This window comes from Fredinandcohnia onubensis, assembly GCF_002734215.1.
GTDB classification, from domain to species: Bacteria; Bacillota; Bacilli; order Bacillales; family Bacillaceae_L; genus Ferdinandcohnia; species Ferdinandcohnia onubensis.
Genome location: NZ_NSEB01000002.1, coordinates 262584 through 280529 on the forward strand (window position 1 = coordinate 262584; position 17946 = coordinate 280529).

Genomic DNA, 17946 nt, shown 5'->3' on the forward strand with positions numbered 1-17946 from the left:
ATAATTACATGTGTAACTATTTGGGGGTTTGATCGTTTTGTAAGTGAGGTATGATGGAGGAAAGTGAGAAAGGGGGGCGGCGATGAGTAAGGAACGGAATGAGAAATTAGATGATATCTATCGTCGTTATGCGGAACCCCTTTTTTATTATCTGTTACGAATGTCAGGATCCTCTACTTTAGCTGAGGAGCTTGTTCAGGAAACATTTTTCCGGGCAACGGTATCCTTGTCCTTTTACAAATATGAGGATGTCAAACCATGGCTGTTTAAGGTTGCTCGTAACACATACCTGGATGAATGGCGAAAGCGACAGCGGTGGAAATGGGTCCCTTTCTACGATAAAGGGGATATGATGAGTCCATATGGGATCCCCGAGGAAGAAGTCGTTACGAGAGAGAATATCGGGGAGTTAGCGGATTTACTCGAACTGCTTCCGGAAAACTACCGTACGATTATTTATTTCCGGGAAATTGCAGAATTCTCTTATGAAGAAATTCAGGAAGCGATGGAATTGACTGAATCGCAGGTAAAAGTGACACTTCATCGCGCACGAAAAAGGCTTCAAATATTAGCGGGGAGAGGCAATATAGATAGACGTTTTGAATAATTTCGAGTTAAAAGTTGATCCAGGAGAACCGTCCCTATGGTTCTACTATGGTTCTATAAAAGGAGTGATGAAGATGACAGAGTGGACGAAGGATAAGGAAAAGCGGGTTTTGTGGAAGTATCGATTTACGCTGACGATGAGAATCATACGTGTTGTGCTCATTCTCCTATTTTTGTATGGCATCTATATGGCTTTACTTTCGATTGGTTACAGTTTTACAAAGCTTGATGATAAGAATTCATTTCATTTGAATCTAGCAATTGACTGGACGCAACCGGGCATACATGGTGAGTACGGTAGGCCGATCAATGCCAAAATTACGCCCTTTTTAAGTCAAAGAATGACCATTCCTATTTCACAGACAATAGGAAAGGAAGAACAGGTCGTTGGTGAATGGAATGTAACGAAGCGCTTGCTCAATCTATTTTCAACAAAAGAGACGACTTATTTTCAAAGCTCAGATAATAAGCAATTCGGCTTTATTTTGCCTGAGGACCCACGTACAGGAAAGAAGTTGGCTGGTGTAACGAATAGGGCAGATCAACAAGAGTGGCAGAAGCTCGAGATGGTTCACGAGGGCACAGTGGCAAATCTAGCATTTTCAACGTCTCAATTTTATAATCCTAAAGAGTTGTTAAAGAAGCTAGAAAAATATGATGTGGACGTTTATTGGATGCCTTTATATGCAGGGGAATTGAAAGACTTCGAGCCGTCTTGGGGACGGACAGGTGGAGGTGAGCATTTGTCAGTTGATACACTTGGTTTATCAAGGGCCGTCGATATGGATGAAGATTATAATGGCTGGGCTGAATGGCTTTTAACAAGTAAGGCCATTGAAGAAAATCAGAAGGTGATGCTTAAGAACATGAAGAAACTTATTGATGATGAAAGCAAAACCTATCGTCAAAATGTGCTTGGCTTACGGTACCTAGAGGAACGCTACGAATATTTGCAAGAAAACGAGTTTTTAGTATATGGTGCGGTTGTTACGGGTCCAGTGAAGGAACTTTTAAAGTTAAAAGAAGAGCAAGACTTCAGAAATATCCAGGTTGGCAAATTCGAATATTGGAACTGGGCGTCGGAGTGAAGAAGGTAGAGACAGGGGGAGCCTTGTCTCTATTTTAATTTCAATGTAAAATTAAGGTATTAAGATAAAGGAGTGAAAGTAATGGCGATTAGAAAAGTAAAAAAAAGAAGATCTTCATAGGCTTATCGATTTAATTGATGAAAATGATAACGAACCAGTCTATGATCTCCTTCAAAAAGTTATCGACAAAAAGATAAATTTCGCTGATGGCTTAGGTGTTGAATATGATGATTCCCCCCTCACTGAAGAGGAAAAGAAAAAGGTCGAAAAGGCTGAGAAAGAAATACAGGAAGGAGAATTCATTTATTGGAATGATTTAAAAAGCAACTTAAAGTGAATTAAGTATGTATTTTTCATTCCTCATATTTCTCTGTTTATCCCATCTCACATAAAACCAACATTCCCTCCCCATTATTACAACCTATTTCAAAAAAACAAATAAGTGAACGATACTTTACAAATAATAGGAAAACGTTCGTGTTTTAGAAAAAACATTAAATTTTTTTAATTACCAGAAAAGGTAATGGTAATCGCATATTAGCAGCCTTCAACCCTGTTTTAAAGCGATTTCAACGAAAAATGAATCTAAAAGTTAATCTTCCTACTGCCGAATAAAAGTGTTACAATGGAAAAGTATTTTTCAAATTAGCGGAATAATTCATAATAGATTAAAAGGAGGATTCCAAATGAAACATTTATCGGAGCAAGATCAACAAGTATTTCAGGCAATACAAGATGAACTAAAACGACAACGTACTAAAATTGAGCTGATTGCATCTGAAAACTTTGTAAGTGAAGCAGTCATGGAGGCCCAAGGTTCCGTATTAACAAACAAATATGCAGAAGGCTATCCTGGCCGTCGCTACTATGGTGGCTGTGAGCATGTGGATGTAGCAGAGAACATTGCTAGAGACCGTGCGAAGGAAATCTTTGGCGCAGAGCATGTAAACGTGCAGCCGCACTCTGGGGCTCAAGCAAATATGGCTGTATACTTTACAATCCTAGAGCAAGGTGACACTGTACTAGGGATGAATCTTTCCCATGGTGGACATTTAACACATGGTAGTCCGGTAAACTTCAGTGGAATTCAATACAATTTCGTGGAGTACGGAGTAGATCCCGAAACACATCAAATCAATTACGACGATGTACGTGCTAAAGCAGTAGAAAATAAGCCAAAGCTTATCGTTGCAGGTGCAAGTGCATATCCACGTGCAATTGACTTTAAAAAGTTTAGAGAAATCGCGGACGAAGTGGGCGCATACTTAATGGTAGACATGGCTCACATCGCAGGTCTTGTGGCAACAGGTCTTCACGAGAACCCTGTTCCATATGCAGATTTCGTAACAACTACTACTCACAAGACATTACGTGGTCCACGTGGTGGTATGATTCTTTGTAAAGAAGAATTCGCGAAGAAAATCGATAAGTCCATCTTCCCTGGGATCCAAGGTGGTCCATTAATGCACGTTATTGCTGCTAAAGCAGTTGCATTCGGAGAAGCATTAACAGATGAATTCAAACAGTATACAAAAAATATCGTTGACAATGCTGCGAGACTAGCGGCTTCTTTACAAAAAGAAGGCTTAGACCTCGTATCAGGTGGAACTGACAATCACTTACTACTACTTGATGTTCGTTCATTAGGTTTAACTGGTAAAGTGGCTGAAAAGGTTCTTGATGATATCGGCATTACAGTTAACAAAAATACGATTCCATTCGATCCAGAAAGTCCATTTGTAACAAGTGGTATCCGTATCGGAACAGCTGCTGTTACAAGCAGAGGCTTTGGATTAGAGGATATGGATGAAATTGCATCGATCATCGCATTTGCATTGAAAAATTCAGAAGACGAAGCGAAGTTAGCAGAAGCGAGCGCGCGTGTAGAAGAATTAACTAGCAAGTTTGTCCTTTATAAAGAGTATTAAAATAATTGAAGGCAGGACTCCCGTGTGTTTGGGCGTCCTGCCTTTTTTGGTGTAGGGCACAATTGTTTGGAGATAGGGCACAATTCTCGGAGGTTAGGGTACAATTAGTCGAAGAAAGGGAACAATTCTTCAGAGTTAGGGCGAAAATCCATGGGCTTGGGGTACAATTCTATTCTGCGATTTTCCACTCCATCTGCTTATGTCCGATATATTTAGCTGAATGTCCGAAATATCAGCAACTATGTCCGATAAAATCAAATGAATGTCCGATATATTTAAAAGTTTGTCCGATATATAAGAAATTGTGGCCGATATAGCAAAAATTCGTAGCCATATCTCCGATCACCCCAAAACAAAAGAACTTGGACCAAAATCTAAGCGCAACCTCAACTCACACTCTATTTTTCAGATTCCCTAAAACGTATCCATTCTGTGTATTTTTAAATTTCGTCTTGAACATGTTTTATTTTTTCTGTAGAATTTATTGAAGTGTGAAAAATATAGTTCGTGGTGTTAATTTTTCTGCTGATGGTCATTCTAAGAACAGCGATACTCAAAAAAAGGAGAGATGAACGATGGGGAAAGTGTACGTTTTTGATCACCCACTAATTCAACATAAGCTTACATACATACGTGATAAGAACACAGGTACAAAGGAATTTCGTGAATTGGTAGACGAAGTCGCAAGCTTAATGGCATTTGAAATTACACGTGATATGCCGCTTGAGGAAGTTGAAGTTGAAACTCCTGTACGCAAAGCGAAATCAATGGTTTTATCTGGGAAAAAGATTGGGATTGTGCCAATTCTTCGTGCTGGTTTAGGTATGGTGGATGGAATTCTACGTTTAATCCCAGCAGCAAAAGTAGGGCATATCGGACTCTATCGTGACCCTGAAACATTGCAGCCAGTTGAGTATTATTTTAAAATGCCTTCTGACATTGAAGAGCGTGAATTCATCGTGGTTGACCCAATGCTTGCAACAGGTGGATCAGCAGTTGAAGCAATCAACGCATTAAAGAAGCGCGGTGCTACTAATATAAAATTTATGTGCTTAATTGCAGCGCCAGAGGGTGTAGAAGCAATTAAAGAAGCTCATCCTGATATCGATATTTTCATCGCAGCACTTGATGAGCAATTAAACGACCATGGCTACATTGTTCCAGGCCTTGGAGATGCCGGAGACCGTTTATTCGGTACGAAATAATTAGAAAAGTGGAGGCGCCTTGCCCAGAAACGAAAAAACTGGCCGACTAAAAGCGCCACGGCCTTATGCCTTGTCGGCACTAGCACGTCCTGTCGTCGGAGACTCTGACTCAGAGGCGCTTTTTGCCTCTGCTCAGAGGAGTTGAAGTTTCTTGAGTTTCTAGGCGCTGCAACTAGACAACATCCACATATTTGACCACCTTTTGAGAAAAGCTATCTCAAAGAGGTGGTTTTTTTGTGAGAATGTTACTGGCAATCTGCATGTGTTTGATCCTCCTATTTTCATCAGTACCAGCCCATGCCCACCGTTTTCCGGATAGGCCTCCATTGCCTGAGTTGGATATGGATGAAATGGTGCATGAAATAATCATCACAGATGATAACCAATTCGAGTTAGTAGTAGAAAAAATAAAAAGAAACTATTCCTCCATTAACATTAACCACATTTACAAACATGTATTCCCAGGCTTTTCTGTGACGGGAAAGAGAAGTGATATACAGAAATTAAAGGCCGAAGCAGGCATTCAACACAGTTCCCCTGTTGCTACATACCAGGTGTCTGTTGAGGAGAGTGTTCCTTTTATTGGCGGCAAAGAGATTCGCAGTCATTTTGATAAAACCGATCATCGTTTAACCGGTAAGGGTGTAAAAGTCGGAGTGATTGATACAGGTGTTGATTACACACACCCGGACCTAAGAATGAATTACAAGGGTGGCTACGACCTTGTTGACGGTGACGATGACCCGATGGAAACGAAAGGAATAACAGGTCGAAATACCTCACATGGAACACATGTTGCAGGAATAATTGCTGCAAATGGCAAAATAAAAGGCGTTGCGCCTGAGGCTGATATTATTGGCTACCGCGCACTTGGACCTGGTGGAATGGGGACGTCTGAGCAGGTCATTGCCGCTATTGATAAAGCAATTGAAGATAAAGTGGACATCATCAACCTGTCTCTCGGAAACACCATCAATGGGCCAGACTGGCCGACTAGCCTCGCTTTAGATAAAGCAACGGAAGAGGGGATAGTCGCTGTCACTTCTAACGGGAATTCGGGGCCGATGGTTTGGACGGTTGGGTCTCCAGGAACTTCTTCAAAGGCAATTTCTGTAGGTGCATCTACACCGCCGATGACCTTGCCTTATCTAACAGTGGGATTTGCTGATCGAAAAATTCAGCTTCAGCCTCTCCAAGGGTCAATTCCCTGGAAACTACAAAAGAAATATCAAATTGCAAAAGCCGGAATCGGGACAGAAACTAAATTTCCAAAAGTAAAAAATAAAATTGTATTAATGGAGCGAGGAGAGATTACCTTTACCCAAAAAGCAGTGCGTGCGTATGAAGCTGGCGCAGTTGCTGTTCTCATCTACAACAATACAGATGGGAATTTTTCAGGAACCCTTGATAAGGAACTTCCGATACCGGTTGCTTCCCTTTCAAAAGCAGACGGAGAATGGCTTAAAAAACAAATCAAAACGAAAAACAATGTAGTAAGTACCTCATACCAACAAATAAAGGACACGATTGCTGAATTTAGTTCGCGTGGACCGGTTACACATACTTGGGCAATTAAGCCTGACGTCGTTGCGCCAGGTGTTGCTATAGACAGTACTATTCCAAATGGCTATCAGGAAATGCAAGGTACAAGTATGGCTGCACCCCATGTAGCGGGGGCTAGTGCCATCTTAAAACAGGCGCATCCTGATTGGACACCAGAACAAATAAAAGCAGCTCTAATGAATACGGCACGACTTTTAGATAACGAAGAGGGGAACTTGTACAAGCCATATGAACAAGGGGCAGGTCGAATTCAACTCCATGAAGCGATTCACTCGGAAACTTTAATCTATCCAGGGTCATTTTCCGCTGGAATGCTTCACCACCAGGATAGGAGAACGAAGAAAAGAATAAGAGTAACGGTAGATAACCAATCCGATGAAGAAAAGAGATACTCATTTGAAATCCCTGATAATATGAAAGGCGTCCAATGGGATCTGCCATTGCCTTTTTCGGTAAAACCAAAACAGAAAAAGGTGATTACAATTGGATTGGATATTACACCTAGTATAATTGGCTCCGGGTTACATCACGGGAATCTATATTTAAAAGAAGAAAAGAACCGTTACCATATTCCATATATGTACGTGATTGAAGAACCTGATTATCCTCGAATTATGGGTTTTCAATTTGGAAAGGACGACAAGGAGGATTTATTCCGGTATGAATTATACTTACCGGGTGGAGCGGAAGAGTATGGAATTGTTCTCTATGATCCAGATACTTTGAGGTTCGTCACATTTTTAGACTGGGACCGAAATGTTGCGAGAGGATTAGTAGAGAGAAAAGTAAATCGAAAAGAACGAAATTTAAGAGGGATATTCAAGACTGTCATTTATGTAAAAAAAGCAGGCAAAGAGGATATACTTGAAACAGAGATTTCGTTTGAGGATACTATGATAGGCGGCCATTAAAATAGATTCAGCACTTTTGCTGAATCTATTTTAAAGCCTCCGGCGGATGCCACGATTTTTCAAAGGATATTTTTCGAGCGAACTCGAAAAAAATCGGGCGCAAATAAGCTAGGGCTTATTTGATTTAGTGGCTGCCTATTTATGAACAATTTGTGAACGATGTTTGAATATTAGGATTTACACTACCATAATAGGACTTATAAAATCGCTGTTAAATCGCTTTTTGTAAGCAAAAATGGAACCCCCAAAAACGCTTGTGAGAAGCTGAACTTTTTCCCTGCAAACAATTGACATTAATGGGTGCCTATTGTATGCTTACAAAGGGTATTAATGAGAAGGTTTACATCGTTTAAACTCTTGAAAAATTAAGTATTTTCTGACATGTAAAAAACCTACCTCGAACGCTGAAGTGAGGAATGCTGATGCGTAAAAATGACAAGCACCCTTTACGAGCCTATGCGCTCATGTCTGGTATTCTATCTCAATTAGTAGGATCAATTCTAGTAGGCATTTTCCTCGGTAGATGGATTGATCGAATGCTTGACACCGAACCACTTTTTTTAATTATTGGCCTTCTATTAGGACTAGCAGCAGGAGTATATGCAACACTTCGACTAGTCAATCATTTTTTCTCAGGAGATTAACTTGATATGCAGGATTTAACCACAGCATTTACGAGGTATCGTAAATACATATTCTACTTACTTGCAATCTATGTACTAGGTTGGGGATTTACTGCATACAAAGCCGTCTTCTTAGGGCTAATACTAGGGACAGTAGGAAGCTTATATTTCCTCTTTTCGTTAGCTCGGAAAAATAAGCAATTTACAAAAGCTTATGAAGAGGGACGAGCGGTACGTTCGCTTGGAACAATGTCTCGTATGGCAATTGCTGGTTTGGCAGTATTGGTCGTAATGGAGTATCCACAAGAGTTTCATTTAGGTAGTATGATTATTGGATTAATGACAGCTTATTTTGTCATTATGATAGATTTCTTTTTTCAAAAACTTCATAAATAGACTAAAGCGCGAGGCAAAGCTTTGTGCTGGACAATATGGGAAGAGAGGTGAATACTGTTGGGTCACGAAGCTCCTACGTTTGAATTGTTTGGACTTTGGTTTAGTAAATCTAACATGCTAATGATCACAATTGCGAGTGTGATTGTATTCATTATTGCGGTTCTTGGAACTCGTACCCTTGCAATGAAGCCAACTGGTGCTCAGAACTTTATGGAATGGGTTATGGACTTTGTTCGAGGAATTATTAAAAGTTCGATGGACTGGCAAACTGGCGGACGCTTCCAAATATTAGGGATTACTTTACTCATGTATATCCTTGTATCAAACTTTCTAGGGTTACCATTTGCGGTCATTTTTGGCCATGAGTTATGGTGGAAGTCTCCAACTGCAGATCCAACGATTACATTAACATTAGCTGTTATGGTTGTTGGTCTATCGCATTACTATGGAATTAAGATGAAAGGTGCTAGAGAATACGGTAAGGATTTCTTTAAACCTATGTCATTTATGTTCCCACTAAAAATCATCGAAGAATTCGCAAACACATTAACTCTCGGACTGCGTCTATTTGGTAACATCTATGCCGGTGAAATCCTACTTGGATTAATTGCAGGTATGGCAGTAAGTGGTTATGGCGAAAGTATCTTTGGTGGTATCTTAGGTACAATCGGAGCCTTTATTCCGATGATTGCATGGCAAGGATTCAGTATCTTTGTTGGTGCCATTCAGGCATACATCTTTACAATGTTAACTATGGTTTATATTTCTCACAAAGTGAGTACAGATCACTAGGAAGACTTGTCCAAAATGAGACTTTTTGGACAACAAAAATAAACTACTATTATTTTTTTATACAATTAAAGGAGGACTATTTCAATGGGTTTATTAGCAGCAGCAATTGCAATTGGTTTAGCGGCACTAGGTGCTGGTATCGGTAACGGTCTTATCGTATCTCGTACAGTTGAGGGGATTGCTCGTCAACCAGAAGCACAAACGAAACTTCAAACTACTATGTTCATCGGGGTTGCGTTAGTTGAGGCGATTCCTATCATCGCGGTTGTTATCGCGTTTATGGTATTCGGTGCTAACTAATTAGTAACATTTCTCGGAGCCATCCTTTATAAAAGTGAAGGCAACATTAACAAAATGGCGAAGATCATTCCAAGAGAACCTTCGCCATTCCTTTGTATAAACCAAACTTTTTTTAAATAATTGTGCGTATTGGCGCACGTTTGATGAAAATAAGGACTTCCATTCGACCTGGAACTCGCAAAAGGAGGGAATATAGGTGTTAGATCTTTTTGTCTTAGGCGCTGCCGCTGGCGGAATACCAGTCAACCTTGGTGATATCATCTTCCAATTGGTTGTATTCATCATTTTATTAGCGTTACTTCGTAAATTTGCGTTCGGTCCAATCATGAATATGATGAAACAACGTGAACAACATATCGCGAATGAAATTGATACTGCAGAACAAAATCACCAAGAAGCGAAAAAATTAGCAGAAGAACAACGTGAGTTACTTAAGAAATCACGTACTGAGGCTGCTGAGCTAATCGAAAATGCACGTAAATTAGGTGAAGAGCAGAAAGATGGAATTATCCAAGCTGCTCGTGAGGAAGCAAACCGTTTAAAGGAAGCTGCAAAACAGGAAATCGTTCAAGAAAAAGAACAAGCTGTTACAGCTTTACGCGAACAGGTTGCGTCACTTTCAGTGTTAGTTGCTTCTAAGGTTATCGAAAAGGAACTTAGCCTTGAAGATCAAGAGAAGTTAATTAACGAATATATTCAAGAGGTAGGAGAAGGGCGATGAGCAGAGGAATCGTAGCAAAGCGATATGCAGTAGCTCTTTTTCAATTAGCAAGTGAACAAAATGCACTTGACCAGTACGAAGAAGAAATTCGCACGGTTAAACAAGTGTTTTCAAACAGTGATGAATTCCAAACTGTGTTAAGAAATCCAAAACTTTCAGTCGATAAGAAAAAAGCGATTGTAACGCAATCCTTTCAAGGTTTTTCTCAGATGACATTAAACACTCTACATTTACTTATAGACCGTCATCGTGAGGATATCATCGCAGACGTTGCGGATGAATTTATCACATTAGCGAATGACAAACGCGGTGTTGCTGATGCAACAGTATACTCTGTACGTCCTTTAACAGACTCAGAGGAATCAGGAATCTCAAGCGTATTTGCTAGTAAAGTTGGAAAGACATCATTACGTATTCAAAATATTGTAGATCCTAGTCTGATTGGTGGCGTGAAGCTTCGAATCGGAAATCGTATATTTGATGGAAGTGTAAAAGGTAAGTTAGAACGCTTAGAGCGTGAACTTATCCGCTAAAAGATAGGGGTGAAATTCATGAGCATCAAAGCTGAAGAAATTAGTGCGCTGATAAAAAAGCAAATTGAAAACTATCAGTCTGAAATACAAGTGAGCGAAGTTGGTACAGTTATCAGTGTCGGTGACGGTATCGCACGTGCTCATGGCCTCGACAATGTCATGGCTGGAGAACTCGTTGAATTTTCAAACGGTGTCATGGGTATGGCACAAAACCTTGAAGAAAACAACGTTGGTATTATCATCCTCGGTCCTTTCACAGACATCCGTGAAGGTGACGAAGTACGTCGTACAGGACGTATCATGGAGGTTCCAGTTGGTGAAGCATTGATCGGCCGTGTTGTAAACTCTCTAGGACAACCAGTTGATGGTCTTGGTCCAATCGAAACTACTAAAACTCGTCCAATCGAAAGTCCAGCTCCTGGTATCATGGACCGTAAATCTGTTCATGAACCATTACAAACTGGTATTAAAGCGATTGACGCATTAATTCCGATCGGTCGTGGTCAGCGTGAGTTAATCATCGGTGACCGTCAAACAGGTAAAACATCTGTTGCAATCGACACAATCCTTAACCAAAAGAACGAAAATATGATCTGTATTTACGTTGCAATTGGTCAAAAAGAATCAACAGTACGTGGTGTTGTTGAAACTTTACGTAAAAACGGTGCATTAGATTACACAATCGTTGTAACTGCTTCTGCATCTCAACCAGCTCCAATGTTATTCTTAGCTCCATATGCGGGTGTAACAATGGGCGAAGAGTTCATGTACAATGGCAAGCACGTTTTAGTTATTTATGATGACTTAACAAAACAAGCTTCTGCATACCGTGAACTTTCACTATTACTACGTCGTCCTCCAGGTCGTGAAGCATATCCAGGGGATGTATTCTACCTACACTCTCGTCTATTAGAACGTGCTGCAAAGCTTTCTGACGAAAAAGGTGGCGGATCTATCACAGCTTTACCGTTCATTGAAACACAAGCTGGTGACGTATCTGCGTACATTCCAACAAACGTTATCTCGATTACTGACGGACAAATTTTCTTACAATCTGACTTATTCTTCTCAGGTGTACGTCCTGCCGTTAACGCAGGTTTATCCGTGTCACGTGTTGGTGGGTCTGCGCAAATTAATGCGATGAAGAAGGTATCAGGTACATTACGTCTTGACCTTGCTTCTTACCGTGAACTTGAAGCATTCGCTCAGTTCGGTTCAGATCTTGATAAAGCAACTCAAGCGAAACTTAACCGTGGTGCTCGTACAGTAGAAGTATTAAAACAAGGTCTAAACAAGCCACAAGCAGTAGAAAAGCAAGTTGCGATTCTATATGCATTAACTCGTGGATTCTTAGATGATATTCCAGTAGAAGATATCTCTCGTTTCGAAGCAGAATACTTCGTATGGTTAGAGCATAACCGTAAAGCAGAAATCTTTGATCACATTAAGTCAACTGGTAAGCTTCCAGATGATGAAGTATTTACTTCTGCAATCAATGATTTCAAAAAGACATTTGCAGTTTCTGAATAAAACGAATTGCGGAAGCGACCGTTTAGCGACGTACGTACTGGACTGAGCCTGTAGGAGATAAAGGAAACACGAAGAGCAAAGCGATTCGATGTTGAGCTTATCGTACGGAGGGTGAGGGAAGTATCGCTAGTCGCTGGGAGCTGAAGCTGGACATATAAAGACAATGCTTAAGCGACGCGCAATGCGTGCGTCGCTTATCTGAATAAAGCTAGGAAGACTCGGTTCCAAAGCGTTTACGAATAATCGAGGAAAAGGTGGTGAGAACCTTTGGCATCCTTACGTGATATAAAAACAAGAATCACTTCAACAAAGAAAACAAGTCAAATTACTAAAGCGATGCAGATGGTTTCAGCATCTAAGTTTAGCCGTGCTGAAGCAAATGCAAAATCGTTTGTTCCTTATATGGAAAAAATTCAAGAGGTCGTTGCGAATATCGCAGTAGGCAGCTCGGATGCGAGTCATCCAATGCTAACTCACAGACCCATTAAAAAGACTGCTTATATCGTCATTACGTCCGACCGTGGATTAGCTGGCGCATATAACAGTAACGTGATTCGTGGTGCATACCAAGCGATGCAAAAACGTCATAAAAGCACAGACGAGTTCACAGTAATCGCTATCGGTCGTGTTGGCCGAGACTTCTTTGTAAAAAGAGGCATTTCGGTTAGCTTAGAAATCGCTGGTTTATCTGATCAGCCATCTTTTGCTGAAATTAAAGATATTGCTAATGCGACTGTGAACATGTTTGCGGATGGTACGTATGATGAGCTTTACATGTGGTATAACCACTTTGTAAGTGCGATTCAACACGATGTAACGGAGAAAAAGCTACTTCCATTAACGGATTTAGCTGCAAACAACAAAAAAACTTCTTATGAATTTGAACCTTCACAAGAAGATATCTTAGAGGTATTGCTACCTCAGTATGCTGAAAGTCTCATCTACGGAGCACTTTTAGATGGAAAAGCAAGTGAACACTCAGCTCGTATGACTGCGATGAAAAATGCGACAGACAATGCAAAAGAGCTTATCGATTCACTTACTCTTTCATACAACCGTGCACGTCAAGCGGCAATTACGCAAGAAATTACGGAAATTGTCGGTGGAGCAGCAGCACTCGAATAGGAACATTTACAACATTAGATAGATTTAGTATGGCATTCAAAATGAGCGATAAAAATTTGAATGACCTCGAAAAGTAAGTTAGGAGGGAAAACGATGACAAAAGGACGCGTTACCCAAGTTATGGGTCCTGTTGTAGACGTACAGTTTGACAGCGGCCATCTTCCTGAGATATATAACGCCCTTACTATTAAACATAGTGCGCGTGACGAAAATGAAGTTAACATCGAATTAACATTAGAAGTTGCGCTTCACCTAGGTGATGATACTGTACGTACAGTTGCGATGTCATCTACTGACGGTGTAGTTCGTGGATTAGAGGTTACTGATACTGGTAAACCGATTTCAGTACCAGTAGGTGATGTAACACTAGGACGTGTATTTAACGTTCTAGGTGAAAGCATTGACCTTGATGCACCAGTACCTGCTGATGCACGTCGTGATGCAATTCATAGAGAAGCACCAACATTTGAACAACTTTCAACTGAGGTTGAGATTCTTGAAACTGGTATTAAGGTAGTAGACCTTCTTGCTCCATATATTAAAGGTGGAAAAATCGGTCTATTCGGTGGTGCCGGAGTTGGTAAAACAGTTCTTATCCAAGAGCTTATCAACAACATCGCACAAGAACACGGTGGTATTTCCGTATTCGCTGGTGTAGGTGAGCGTACTCGTGAAGGAAACGACTTATACTACGAAATGAAAGACTCTGGAGTTATCACAAAAACAGCGATGGTATTCGGACAAATGAACGAACCACCAGGTGCACGTATGCGTGTAGCCTTAACAGGTCTTACAATGGCGGAATACTTCCGTGATGAGCAAGGCCAAGACGTGTTATTCTTTATTGATAACATTTTCCGTTTCACTCAAGCAGGTTCTGAAGTATCAGCCCTACTTGGTCGTATGCCATCTGCCGTTGGTTACCAACCAACTCTAGCAACTGAGATGGGTAAATTACAAGAACGTATTACATCAACAAACGTTGGATCTGTAACGTCAATCCAAGCGATTTACGTTCCTGCCGATGACTATACTGACCCGGCTCCAGCTACAACGTTTGCTCACTTAGATGCAACAACAAACCTTGAGCGTAAGCTTTCTGAGATGGGTATTTACCCAGCGGTGGATCCATTAGCATCTACTTCTCGTGCCTTATCTCCTGAGGTTGTTGGCGAAGAGCACTACAATGTTGCACGTCAAGTACAACAAACATTACAACGTTACCGTGAACTACAAGATATCATCGCAATCCTAGGTATGGATGAGTTAGGTGATGAGGATAAGTTAATCGTGCACCGTGCACGTCGTGTCCAATTCTTCTTATCTCAAAACTTCCACGTTGCGGAGCAGTTCACTGGACAACCAGGTTCATACGTACCAGTTAAAGAAACTGTTCGTGGATTCAAGGAAATCCTAGAAGGGAAATACGATTATCTTCCAGAAGATGCGTTCCGTCTAGTTGGTCGAATTGAAGAAGCAGTAGAAGCTGGAAAGCGCATGGGTGTTGAAGCCTAATTAACGGGACCTAGGAGGGTATAAAATGAAGACAGTAAAAGTCAATGTCGTGACTCCTGATGGCCCAGTTTATGAAGCTGATGTGGAAATGGTAAGTGCCAAAGCTCAAAGCGGTGAGCTTGGTATCCTACCAGGACATATTCCTATGGTTGCTCCTCTCCAAGTAGGGGCAGTTAGACTTAAGAAGGAAGGCAACACTGAACTTGTGGCTGTAAGTGGAGGCTTTCTCGAGGTTCGTCCTGACCAAGTAACAATCCTTGCTCAAGCTGCCGAAACAGCTGAAGCGATTGACGTTGAGCGTGCTAGCGAAGCAAAAAAGCGCGCTGAACAACGCTTGCAGGCGAAACAAGATAATGTAGATTTTAAACGAGCTGAGCTCGCTTTAAAACGTGCCATCAATCGATTAAACGTAACACAAAACAAATACTAATTTAGTATAGGGAACCCCCAGATGCCTTTGGCTTCTGGGGGTTTTTCTCGTTGTGGGTGGTCAATTCAAGTGATACCGCGCGGAATATAGCAATCGTTGATAGAATCGAATTTACACCGAAGAAAGGAATATTTCTGGTTCCTGGAGAAAATCAATAGATGTGAAAAAAACATATGTTTTACTTAGTTTAAAAATCAGGAGCTGGATGTAGTTATTAAAACGAACTTGGGCATTACATAGGAGATTTTTTTATGTTTGTTGAAACCTTTTGCCTTTTTCTTGTATCTAAGGATTAGGTTGATTCGGAAAGGAGAGCATACTTTGGATATCTCAAAAGAGGTGAAAAAGGCAAGGCGTGGGAGCAAGTCTTCCTTTGAGAAATTGATTATGGGACATAAGCTTTTGATGTATCGTGTTGCGAAGACAATTTTAATGAATGATGAAGATTGTGCAGATGCGATGCAGGAAGCGATCATAAAGGCATATCAAAAAATCGATACATTGAGAGAACCTGCATTTTTTAAAAGCTGGCTATGCCGAATTGTTTTGAATGAATGCTACCAGCTGTTAAGGCAGAAAAAGAATGTCGTAAATATGGAGGAATGGCTAGAACCACAAATAATGGAATCTGGATATGAGGAATTTGAAGTTGAACAGATGCTCTGTAAACTTTCAGAAGATCAATCACAATTGTTGAAGCTCTTTCATATTGAGGGTATGTCGATATTGGAGTTGTCACAAATCTATGGGGTACCGGAAAATACAATAAAGACAAGATTACGTCGTGCACGTGAAAAAATGCGTGAGTTATGGGATGGAAAAGAGGAGGGTTCATTATGGAAAAATGGGAAAAACAATTAAGCCAGAAAGTAAACCCACAAATTCCTAAAAGTGTGGAGCAGCGTATGAACAAAACACTCCATTCACTCCCGAAAAAGAAGCGATTCCCACGCTTTTATTATACAGTTGCGGCAGTGTTTTTGTTGGGCTTCCTTTTATTCGGGGTCTCTTTTATGTCACCAACTTTAGCTGAGACAATGAGGTCTGTACCAGTAATCGGATCTATTTTTAAGATGGTTGGGGATGTTGGAACAAAGAAGGGGGAAGAAGAAGGGTTAACGACTTTATTGGGACAACAGGTGGAAATCAATGGGCAGCTGATTACTTTTACGGAGAGTCTTTACGATGGATCCCAGATTCACATTGGGTATCTGATAGAATCTTATACACAAGGAAAGAACACATATCAAACTGACTTTTTGTCTGATTTGCATTTTATGATTGATGGGAAGGGTGTTAGTTATGGTATGGGAGAACGCGGTGAAGTATTAGAAAATGGAGATTACGCTGGGGTAATAAGTATAAAAATTCAAGAGGAGCTTCCTGAGAATTTTACTTTAGGAATTCAGTCTAATATAGAGAAGTCGTTGGATGTGAGTTTTCCAATCAAAAAACAAGGAAATAATCGAGCGCTTTTAGTCAATGAGTTGGTGGAATCGAAGGATTTAACGATTCAGGTTGATAAGGTTACATTTTTCCCAACGAGCACAGAAATATCAATGCGTCAGATTATGGACGAGAAAACTTACAATAATAAAAAGTATGAATGGATTGATTACCAAGTTGTTGATGACCAAGGGCGAGTACTTCAGCCTTTAAGTGGGGGTGGAAGTGGAAGTCTGTCAAAGGGGACATTTATGGAGACTTTGAATCATTATTTTGAACCTCTAGAGAATACTCCAAAGTCTTTAACACTTAAACCATATTTAATAAATACTAGTGAGAAAAAAGCGGAAGAAGTTAGAGTGAAGTGGGAAGGAGAAATGCTGACACTACCTCAAGGTGGAATTGGAGAAACCACGGTATTAGATATAAACAGTGAAAATGGTATAGTGAAGCTTACGGTAGAGACAACTGGAGATAACGCTTATTTACAGGCGAATAGTATATGGCTTGAGGACCAAAACGGAACAGCCTATTTTTCAGAGAATGCTCCAATAAGAGTGGAAGGCACAACAAATCAATATGTGATAGAGTGTGAAGCTAATCTATCTGTAGAGAATATCAAGGTGGTTACCTATAAACAAGAAGTACCGAATTATTTGGAGGAGCTAGAGGTGACGATTGAGTTTGGAGAATAAATGTGGGTTAGGGCTACTTTTAAGTAGTCCTTTTTTCGTTTTTGGACAATAATTTTGATTTATGGCTGATAATTTTAGTCTTTGGACAATACCCTATTAGTATAGGACGATACTTAAAATTTATGGACAATAGGGTTTTTGGGGGGATTGAATGGAGTTGGAGTGTTAATCTTACCGTCAAATGGAATAAATGTATGTAGTGAGGATATGGATAATATGTATTCGTACCCTCATGTGGGTGAAAATGCTTGTGTGATGGTATGAAAAGGGGTTATTCTTACCCTCATGAACGAGTAGTTGTTTGAGTGAGGGTACGAAAACCATGTAATCATACCCTCGGAGTAAATGGATTGCTTGGTTGAGGGTATGAAAAAATATAATCACATTATAAAAAATGTAGATCCGTACTATTGTTCTATGAAAATAGAAATTACAGTTTTGATGAACAAAAAGTTTCATCATTTCAGGGCTTGCTGAAATCGTAAAATAAAGAAAAATAGCTTGGAAATGCAAGCCTTTTCTGCGTACTTTTACTTTAT

General features: G+C 40.3%; 17 protein-coding genes. All 17 read left to right on the forward strand.

Translation table 11 applies throughout. The features are described from left to right. Positions 1 to 82: 82 nt before the first annotated feature. The 17 genes from CKK03_RS01695 (at position 83) to CKK03_RS01775 (ending at position 17407) form a co-directional block, all read left to right on the forward strand. Positions 83 to 607 (forward strand): sigma-70 family RNA polymerase sigma factor, encoded by a 525-nt coding sequence (locus CKK03_RS01695; protein WP_099360900.1) that lies wholly within the window; start codon positions 83 to 85, stop codon positions 605 to 607. 73 nt (positions 608 to 680) lie between these two features. Further along, positions 681 to 1694, forward strand: coding sequence for an anti-sigma factor (locus tag CKK03_RS01700; RefSeq protein ID WP_180271116.1), 1014 nt, complete (start codon positions 681 to 683; stop codon positions 1692 to 1694). Between the two features lie 686 nt (positions 1695 to 2380). Next, on the forward strand, positions 2381 to 3622 hold the full coding sequence (gene glyA, locus CKK03_RS01705; RefSeq protein ID WP_099360902.1) for a serine hydroxymethyltransferase: 1242 nt from the start codon (positions 2381 to 2383) through the stop codon (positions 3620 to 3622). 575 nt (positions 3623 to 4197) lie between these two features. Next, positions 4198 to 4827 carry a uracil phosphoribosyltransferase gene (upp, locus tag CKK03_RS01710; protein WP_099354585.1) on the forward strand — a complete coding sequence of 210 codons (630 nt, stop codon included), beginning with the start codon at positions 4198 to 4200 and terminating at the stop codon, positions 4825 to 4827. A gap of 242 nt (positions 4828 to 5069) precedes the next feature. Beyond that, entirely contained in the window at positions 5070 to 7301 is a 2232-nt protein-coding gene (locus CKK03_RS01715) for a S8 family serine peptidase (RefSeq protein WP_245863952.1), read from the forward strand. A gap of 422 nt (positions 7302 to 7723) precedes the next feature. Next, positions 7724 to 7945 carry an AtpZ/AtpI family protein gene (locus tag CKK03_RS01720; protein WP_099360903.1) on the forward strand — a complete coding sequence of 74 codons (222 nt, stop codon included), beginning with the start codon at positions 7724 to 7726 and terminating at the stop codon, positions 7943 to 7945. Between the two features lie 6 nt (positions 7946 to 7951). Further along, positions 7952 to 8320, forward strand: coding sequence for an ATP synthase subunit I (locus CKK03_RS01725; RefSeq protein WP_099360904.1), 369 nt, complete (start codon positions 7952 to 7954; stop codon positions 8318 to 8320). 57 nt (positions 8321 to 8377) lie between these two features. After that, positions 8378 to 9112: a F0F1 ATP synthase subunit A gene (atpB, locus tag CKK03_RS01730; protein WP_099360905.1), complete on the forward strand. Its 735-nt coding sequence runs from the start codon at positions 8378 to 8380 to the stop codon at positions 9110 to 9112. Between the two features lie 84 nt (positions 9113 to 9196). Then, on the forward strand, positions 9197 to 9412 hold the full coding sequence (gene atpE, locus CKK03_RS01735; RefSeq protein WP_099360906.1) for a F0F1 ATP synthase subunit C: 216 nt from the start codon (positions 9197 to 9199) through the stop codon (positions 9410 to 9412). Between the two features lie 196 nt (positions 9413 to 9608). Beyond that, positions 9609 to 10133 (forward strand): F0F1 ATP synthase subunit B, encoded by a 525-nt coding sequence (gene atpF, locus CKK03_RS01740; RefSeq protein WP_099360907.1) that lies wholly within the window; start codon positions 9609 to 9611, stop codon positions 10131 to 10133. Beyond that, positions 10130 to 10666, forward strand: coding sequence for a F0F1 ATP synthase subunit delta (locus tag CKK03_RS01745; protein WP_099360908.1), 537 nt, complete (start codon positions 10130 to 10132; stop codon positions 10664 to 10666). Before atpF ends, CKK03_RS01745 begins: the two co-directional genes overlap by 4 nt. 18 nt (positions 10667 to 10684) lie before the next feature. After that, positions 10685 to 12196 (forward strand): F0F1 ATP synthase subunit alpha, encoded by a 1512-nt coding sequence (atpA, locus tag CKK03_RS01750; protein ID WP_099354578.1) that lies wholly within the window; start codon positions 10685 to 10687, stop codon positions 12194 to 12196. Between the two features lie 267 nt (positions 12197 to 12463). Further along, a complete protein-coding gene (locus CKK03_RS01755; RefSeq protein ID WP_099360909.1) occupies positions 12464 to 13321 on the forward strand; it encodes a F0F1 ATP synthase subunit gamma in 858 nt (285 codons plus the stop codon). 93 nt (positions 13322 to 13414) lie between these two features. Then, positions 13415 to 14836: a F0F1 ATP synthase subunit beta gene (atpD, locus tag CKK03_RS01760; RefSeq protein ID WP_099360910.1), complete on the forward strand. Its 1422-nt coding sequence runs from the start codon at positions 13415 to 13417 to the stop codon at positions 14834 to 14836. A 25-nt stretch (positions 14837 to 14861) separates the two neighbouring features. Next, positions 14862 to 15266 carry a F0F1 ATP synthase subunit epsilon gene (locus CKK03_RS01765; RefSeq protein ID WP_099360911.1) on the forward strand — a complete coding sequence of 135 codons (405 nt, stop codon included), beginning with the start codon at positions 14862 to 14864 and terminating at the stop codon, positions 15264 to 15266. Between the two features lie 321 nt (positions 15267 to 15587). Beyond that, positions 15588 to 16127 (forward strand): RNA polymerase sigma factor, encoded by a 540-nt coding sequence (locus tag CKK03_RS01770; RefSeq protein ID WP_099360912.1) that lies wholly within the window; start codon positions 15588 to 15590, stop codon positions 16125 to 16127. Then, positions 16103 to 17407, forward strand: a complete 1305-nt coding sequence (locus CKK03_RS01775) for a DUF4179 domain-containing protein (RefSeq protein WP_180271117.1) — start codon at positions 16103 to 16105, stop codon at positions 17405 to 17407. The genes CKK03_RS01770 and CKK03_RS01775 overlap by 25 nt, the downstream gene beginning before the upstream one ends. The last annotated feature ends 539 nt before the right edge of the window (positions 17408 to 17946 follow it).